Origin of the sequence: Amycolatopsis sp. MJM2582, from assembly GCF_000754115.1 — a bacterium.
GTDB lineage: Bacteria > Actinomycetota > Actinomycetes > Mycobacteriales > Pseudonocardiaceae > Amycolatopsis > Amycolatopsis japonica.
Map to the genome: position 1 here is coordinate 19,913 of NZ_JPLW01000003.1, position 8,071 is coordinate 27,983.

An 8,071-nucleotide genomic window follows, 5' to 3' on the forward strand; every position below is an offset into this window, starting at 1 on the left:
GCCAAGTCGGCGTGGTGACCTTGTGGTGGCTCAAGTTGCCGCGGATGCACTCGGCTCGGCATACCTTCCGTTGGTGTGCACGGATGACAAGGACCCTTATTGGTGACAATGCGACAGATCTCTGAGCTGACTACAAGCCGCTGGCTGTCTTCGTGGCTCCACCATGTTTGGTGACTCGTGGTCGGCATCGGATGCGTATAGCTCCGTGCGTGAATGCCGGGTCGGTGGCTTTGCTGGCCCACACGTAGGCTTCGCCCGGCTGTAGTCGCGACATCTGCTCGGAACTGAGCGTGGAGAGTGAGGCATTGGCCTTCTGCAGATGCTTGAGCCACGCGGGGGAGGTGAACTTATGCAGAATGATGTGGTCAGAGAGCTCGATCAGGGAGATCGGAACTGAGGGCGGATCCTGGCTGGCGACCAGGACACTCATTCCCTTATGCCGCATCTCTCGGACCGTCTCGACCAGTCCCGCCACCAGATCCGGGCTGTCAATGTATTTGTGTGCCTCGTCAAAGACGACGAGTTTGTTGAAGTGCGCGCCGCCGTCGTGCGCTTCCGCGAACAGCTGCATGAGGACGACGAACAGGCCGAGTGCTTCGTCCTTCGCGATGAACTCGTCGCGCAGGTCGACGATGATCAGCCGGCCCGGCCGGACCAGGTTGGTCAAGCGCGTGGTGTCGTCAATGTACTCGGCGGCGAGGTTGAGTCGCTCCTGTGCCAACCGCTTCAGGTTGTCAGGTAGTTCGGACTCCTCTACGCCCTGCCGGATGGCCGTCAGGTTCAGATTGTCACGGTGCGCTCGCATGATCCGTGTGAGTTGGCGGATATAGATGGACTGATTGCCGACCGCTCCCATGAGGAAGCGCCAATGCGCGGCCTGTAGCTCGTTCGATGCGAAGGTAAGAGGCTGCACCTCGATACCTGGGTATGTGGCCCGCCGCTCTGCAAGCTGGGCCGCTGGCACGAGGAGTAGGACATCTCGAAGAGCCTTGGGCTCTGCGCCGTAGCGTTCCTTGAGGGTTCGGAGTTGTGCCTCGTCGTCGTTTGGGTATGCCATGGACGTGAACTCAGGCGCGTAGTCCTGCGTCTGACTGTAGTGGAATACCACTGTCGCCAGCGGATGCGGTAGCTCGTTTACAGGGGATGCCTGGAGCGACGCCATTTCCATGACGCTACCCAAGGTGTAACTTTTGCCGCCGCCCTGAACGCCGAACAGACTGATGGTGTGCGTTTCGTTGAGATCGAGTGCGATGGTCCGGCCAGCGACGTCACCGAATACGCCGTACTGCGCAGACGGGCGCATGACGCCGAGGAACGCGTCCGGAACTAGTGCTGGGATTGCCAGAGGCGCCTCGGCGGTCAACACGTGCTGAAGCACCTCAGACTTGGCGACCGTGGACGATGGAGTGGGCTCTGGCCTCGCCCCTTGTTGGCTCGAATTGCTCGGTGCGGCCGGCGGGATCGGCTGATCGGAGCCGGGAATGATGTCGTTAGCAGCCGTTTTTGATGTCGTCTCCGGCAGCTCTGGGGGCGCGGACGCTTCTTGAGCCGGTGCCGGTGGGCTGGGTGTGGCTTCGGCTTCTGGCGCACGGAAGGCGGCATCGGCAATCCGGGGCACTGTCAAATTGAGCCGCGACAGGGTGGTAGAAGACCCCCCTTCGCTGCCTCCGGGAACGCCATTGGACTGTTCAAGGTTCTGAGGTTGGACGGTCGGAATCGCGTCGACTAGTTCCTTGATCAGGTCGCGGCCGATTCGATGGAACTCGGCAGCGTGGTCGAGTTCGCGATCGGTACCTGGTCGAGCAAGGTCGAAGATCAGCCCGCTGCGGGTGAACTGCAGCGTGTAGCCCTCGTCGAGGCGGCCTAGAAGACGAAGCGCTGCCTCGTATGGGGCGTTGCCCATCGTGCCATGGCGGAAGGCGCGCGCCAGATAGAAGCGGAGTAGGGAGCTGAGTGCGAGGTTCTTCACGCTGCGGTCGACACGGTCCGGAGCACTGCGATGCGGGTCAAAGGCGGAAGCGAGGACGTCCTGGCTGCGTTCCAACTGTTCAGCGACCTTCACCTTGAGTTGCTGATATGCGCTGATGTCGTTCAGGGCGGTATAGCACTTGACCTCGACTAGGCGGCAGGTGATCGTCTTTTGCGATTCATCAAGGTGGAACAGTGCCAGGTCGCTGCGGTGGAAGGAGAGAGAGTTTCCCAGTTCTCGTACCTGACGGCGTACTTCCCGATAAAGCTCGGGGTGCGCGTCCAGAGGGACGACAATCTGGTTGGTGAGAACCCCCTGGTAGTCGAGGTAGAGACGGGCGAGTGATAGGCCGAGGACTTCTGTGCGTTGCGTGGGGGCGGCGGAGGCCAGTTTGAAGGCCAGATTCCCGGACAGCAGCCGCAATTGGTCGAAAAACGTGTGAAGATGACGCTGGTCGACATCCAGGCCGTGATCTTCGGCGACCGGCCGAAGTAAGGCGCGTAGTTCGTCCACGGATTTGGAACTGACCATGATTTGGTGGCCCAGGGTGCCGCCCGCTTGTGGTGCGTAGTCGATGACGTATTCGAGGCGTCCGTCACTGCCGGAGTGGTCAAAGTACTCGAGCCCGAAGGTGCGGTCGACGGTGACAACCCAGTCACTGACCTGGTGGGCGTGGTATAGCAGAGCGCGGTCCGCAGTGTCCAGGGCCAGTACAGTGCAGGGGACATGCCGCGGTGCGCGACCTGCGGTGGCCACACTCGCGGCCGCCGAGGCCATGAGCGCGGGGAGGCGGCCGAGAAGCACGGTGAGATCCTCCGCGTCGTCCAACGCCGATGCTTCCCCAAATCGGGGGAACTTGTGCCACGCGACCTGCTGGTCGTTCTCCACGTACCGAGAGGCCATCGCCTGTACCAGCCCGTGGATCGGCGCATAGGCAATGTCCTGGTGCTGAGTGGAACCGAGTTGCTCGCCGCCGAAGGCGTCGATGAGAACGGTCAGGTGTGCATCGAAGTCGCCCGGATTGGCGGTAAATTCGTTCACCGCCCGGATGGAGAAGGCGAGTTTTGCCTGAAGCGCACCCCCAGCGGGATTGAGGAATGCCTCAGCCTCGGGGGCCGACACTTGCGCCTCCGCCCGCAGCAGCTCGGCGAGCGCCGCTCCTGCTTCCGGGGCCTCGGGATCGCCGACACACAGACGCAGGTCGAAGCGGAGAGAGCGCGTTACGTCCCGCCGCTGCAGCTCCAACAGCATGTCGGCGAGCAGCTCGCCGCGTCCCGCGTTGACCACGTTCATGACGAGGGTGTGGACGTAGGGATGCAGGCGGACGTAACGCTCTACACGGTCCGCGAGTTGTGCGCCGGACAGGCCCGTGGCTCCGGCACCGGTGTCGGACGTCGTGGTCGGCAGTCGCAGTGTCGATACTAGTTGACCCAGGAGACCGCGCGGGTCTTCAACCTCGCTGGGCAGATAGGCACCCCAGTATGGAGTGACGTTTTCGGCAGCTACCAGGAGGCGCCCATCCCGCCGCGGCACCACGAAGGGAAAACCCAGCGAGGACAGCTCGTCCATCAGTGAGCTGCGAGCGGCGATGATCTGGCCCCGGTCGGCCCCGGCCAACCGGGTGATCCAGTCGACTCCTAGCGCTGACCAGGTCGCCAGCCACAGAGCGCGCAGAGGGTGCGTGGGAGAGACCAGCAGGATGCGGTGGCGCTGTCCGAGCCCGTCGGTGAGCGTCACCGCCACGCAGTCGATCTGCAGCAGTTGGGCAAGACGGATGAGAACCGTGGCTCTCTCCGTGTCCGCGGCCTGCTCCAGGTGTTGCAGTTGAGCCGCGATGAGTTCGGTGTATGCCTCCGCGTATACAGCGAGTTCGGTGCGGACCGCTGAGAAGTCGACAGCCTCGGTGATCAGAAGATTCTGATGCGCCGTGGGATCGTCCTCGCCGCGGAGTGCGGAGAAGTACGCCTGCCTCGCGGCGAGGAATGCGTCGAAGGCTTCGGCTCTACGGCCGGTTAGCGAGACCATGAGGCCGTCGTCGGCATCAAGTACAGGTTCTCTCACGCCGTCCGGGCCCAGGCTGAGTTGCCACAGCCCTGGTCGGTTCGCCGCCGCGAGGATCCGCTGCTGGAGCGTGGTGAGGGTGGGCGAGAGGCGGATGTCCACTTGCCCGGTGGCATTGATTCTGGCACTGAGCGTCCGCTGCTGGGCGCGCCCGGAGCCGACTTTCCAGCGTACTTCGCCGAGCGCGACACGCGTCGGGTCATCGCCGTTGGCCAAGGCGTGGAACTGAAGGTCGCGCAGTGCTTGTACGACACCCTCGTACCGGCCGGCGGTGCGCTCCGGCGGTTCCTCCGTCTCTGCGTCGGGTACGATATAGAACCGCTCGCTCTCGCCGCCCGGCATGTCGTCGCTGCACGACTCGACAGCGAGTGGCTGCGCCTGGTCGTCGAGTGGGGTGACGGTGACGTAGTGCCAGCCCTCATCCCAGTCAATCTTCGTTAGCTTGCGCAGCGCCGCCTTGTACTCCGCCTTGGCCACTTTCCCTACCGAGACGTGCGTGCTTCGGCCAATCGGCCCGGACTTCTCCGACGCAATCTCCACACGGAACCGGGCGAGCCCCTCCACTTTGCGGGGGTCAGGCTGGACCGTGAAGCGGGCGACGAGCTCGCTGACACCCTTCGGCCCTGCCAGCAGGTAGGGCTGGCCCGCTATGGCGGACAACGCTGGGTATTCGGCCAGGTCATCCGGTACGTCCCCCGAGTGCGGCAGCCCGAGCTCCTGCATATCGATGGAGACAGACGCGCGTCGCCGGTCGTCGAGGCGCCAGTTGCCGAAGGAAAGCGCCCAGTTTTCACGGTCAACGACGATGCGCCGCGTCCAGGCGACGCGATCCTCCAGTCCGCAGCGGGCCGCGAACCCGGCCAGACGGCTGGCGAACTCCGAGTCGGTGAGCCCGAGTTCCAGCACGCTCTGACGCTCAGAGCGGGTGGACTCGGTCAGCTTGTCGACAAGTTCGCGATTGCGGACGGTCCGCTCACGCACCTCGCCGGGCTGAGCGAACAGCTCGAAGTCCGGAACCAAGCCAAAGTGGAAGACCGCGGCCCCGGCCGCCTGCTCCCCATAACCGTTGGCCTTGAGTGTGAGCAGGTAGGTGGCCCGGGCCCGAGCGCCCAAGCGTTGGTCGGGGGCCTCGCTGAGGACCGCGAGCAACTCCTCCACGCTGGGACGCAGCATGGCCGGCACCTCGTCTAGCAACCTCGCGGCGAGGAGGTCATAGCTGTCACCGAGGGAGATCTCCTCGAAGGTCGCGATGCCGAAAGAATCCTCAGCACTGGCCCTGAGCCCCGGTGGTACGAAGACGAGCAGAGGGCCGGGAGCGCCCGTCGTCTGGGGCTGCTCCGTCCGGTTGCGTAACTCGACCAGTTTGGTGCTGGTCACCGTGACGTCCCGCAGCTCGCTGCCTTTCTCAGTGTCCCGCGCCGCACCCAGTAGACACACCTCGGCACCTGTGCCGTTGGCGCTTCTGAGCCGCCGCACCAGCCGTGCCGCGAGCGCGGAATCCACGTCGGTCACCCGCACGCAGTGGCCCGCAGCCCGCTGCGTGAGCAGGCCTGTGAGCCGTGGGACCAGCACACTCTCCAACGCGTCGCGCAGATCCGCAGCGCTCGGCTCGGTCAGTCCCACGGTGCTCACAGGACCGCCTCCATCCCGGGCATCGTTCCCATGGAATAGCGGGGCGTGATGGTCTGCGTCAGATATGCGTCTGACATGTCTTGGTAGTAGCCGATCTCGCGGAGGCGATTGAGGAAAGCTGCGGAGTTGGCGCGCAGCGCTGCCTGGTCGTCCAAGTCGGCGCCCGCGAAGCCGTCTGTGCCGGGCAGTTGGTCGACGTACAAGCCGTATCGCCCGCGCAGCACGGCGAGGAACTCGTCGACGCGCATGGGCGCGGTCGACAGATTTCCGGTCGGTCCCGGACGCAGCAGCGAGATCTGCAGCAGTACTTCCAGCAGCCGTGCGTCGAGGACGAAGCGGCGCTCGCCCCGGGTGCCTCGCGGCTGGGCCAGCAATGCGCCAGGCCGGTTCTTCAGCAACAAGGAGTCCAGGCAGTCGACGATATAACTGCGGTGGTAGCGGCCCTTGTAGTGCAGCAGCATCTCGATGTACTCGTCGAACGGGGTGAGGCCCAGGTCCACGATCCGCCGTACCTCGGCGGGCAGTTCGGTCTCGTCATCTAGCACACCGTTCACACGTTGGTCGAAGAAGTTGTCTCGCTCGCTCCTGTAGGCCTTACCCAGCAGGGTCAGCACTTCGGCGGCCGAGAAGTATGAACGCCCCTGGGGAGCGGTGAGCTTGCGACGCTTGGTCATCAGGTGCTCGGCGAACTCGTCCAGCTTCTTCACCTCGAACGTGGCTTTGACGAATCGCTGGATGCGGCTATACCACACGTCGGCGCTGTGCTCTGCGAGGGCGGCAGCCGAGGTATCGGGGACACCCTCGACGTCTACGAAAAGCCGGACCCGGTAGGGACATTGGTGGGCCGCGTCCGCTCCCTTGTGCCCACTCGCGCACGAGGCGTCCACGGCGCCCGCGTCGACCGCCTTCGGCAGCAGCTTGATCATCCGCAGGTGGTAGAGCGCCAGATGGAAAGCGAACAGCACCTTCAAGTACTCCACAAGGACTGTGCGCGGCATGTGCTCCTGGTGGTAGAGCAGCCGCATGACATCCTCCGCGAGCAGCCGCGCAGGCTCCCGGCACAGCGTTGGGTACGGCCTCCGGGGTTTGCTCGTGTCAGGTCGGTCCTCGACCTTGTCGTATGCCTTGCTCACCAGGTGCAGCAGCGCCTGCGTCTCCACGTCAGTGTCCGGACCCGGTTTGATCGCACCGGTGGTCCGGTCCACGTCGGAGAAGAAGAACGACTGCAGCTCCTGTAGCACGCCAGGCGTCTCGGCGAGCATCTCGTAGAGCTGTTCATCGGCGCCGTACGGACGGGACTTGCGGCTGTTGCGGAAACGGTAGGTGAAGCCGTGCAGCGGCCGCGGACCCGCCACTGCTTCGTTCGCCCCGCCCCGGTTGACCAGGTCCATCAGATGTGTGCTCGTCCAACGCGTCGTCGTGTCCCGATCGAACCCCTCGAACACATCAGGGTTGGTCATGAAGAGATCCACGAAGTCATCGACGGCGAGGTCACCGGCGCGGCTGAGTTTGCTCGGCAGACCGTGGTGCCACAGGCGTGCCAGAAAAGCGGTAAGGACTCGGTCCATGTGGAGGGTTTTGTAGTCGAGCCGGCTTACTCCGGGGTGATGGAACTTGCCGTGCACGCCGGTCAGCGCCATGTCTCCTCCTCCGCCCTGTCACCGGACACGACAGATAGGTCCTCCATGTGCAGCACATGGTCCGCGGTGCGGTGGACCCGACGCAAATCGTGCCCGTGAGCAGTGAGGAGCACCTCCTGGTACGGGACTGACGCCAGCCGGTTCTTGAATACGGCGAGGGCGAGCTGCTGTCCCTGCATGTCAGAGATGCCGGGCCGGTACCCCTGGGCGAAGCGCTGCAGCAGCTCGAACAATTCGAGTCCGATGGCCAGCTCGGCCTCTGCGCCCTGCCGCCCATCAGGATCTCGGTAGCGCAGCCGGAGAGCTGTCCGGCTGCCTTCGATGTACGTCGAGACCGGGGAATCCTCAGGCTCCAGGATGAAGCCCTCTGCGGGGAAAAGCCGGAAGCTGCGTACTGTGCCGTGTGGCACCTCCCGTAGCTTCAGCGCCAAGGCCTCCCCGATTCGATCCGGCGCGGCTAGCCCCTCTCCCCGGTTGAGCGCATACAGCAGCTCGTCACGGGCCATCGCAGCGGCCGTCGGCGAGGCGAGCAGACGAAGGAACCGCAGCGCGGATGGGTAAGGCAGCATGCGTTCGGCCCGTGTGTCGTCACGCAGTTCGAAATAGAGCAGCCGCCGGGCCGCGTCCAGGTAGCGGCGGTGTGCTAGGACCTCGTCCGGCAACGCAGAGGTGGACCGCGCCAGCCGTGCGAACTGCGCCGCGATCAGCTGCCGGTCTCGGTCGGTACGTCCGTCGATGACGACCATGGCGCGATCGTCGATCAACCCGG

Annotated in this window: 3 protein-coding genes; all 3 read right to left on the bottom strand. The window is 64.4% G+C overall.

Translation table 11 applies throughout. From position 1 onward, the window contains the following. Positions 1–130 precede the first annotated feature (130 nt). Positions 131–5,662 (bottom strand): hypothetical protein, encoded by a 5,532-nt coding sequence (locus ED92_RS18785; RefSeq protein ID WP_052120749.1) that lies wholly within the window; start codon positions 5,660–5,662, stop codon positions 131–133. Further along, positions 5,659–7,302, bottom strand: coding sequence for a hypothetical protein (locus tag ED92_RS18790; RefSeq protein ID WP_037340458.1), 1,644 nt, complete (start codon positions 7,300–7,302; stop codon positions 5,659–5,661). The genes ED92_RS18785 and ED92_RS18790 overlap by 4 nt, the downstream gene beginning before the upstream one ends. Further along, on the bottom strand, positions 7,293–8,071 hold a 779-nt coding region (locus tag ED92_RS18795), incomplete at its 5' end, for a hypothetical protein (protein WP_037340459.1). The genes ED92_RS18795 and ED92_RS18790, both read right to left, overlap by 10 nt.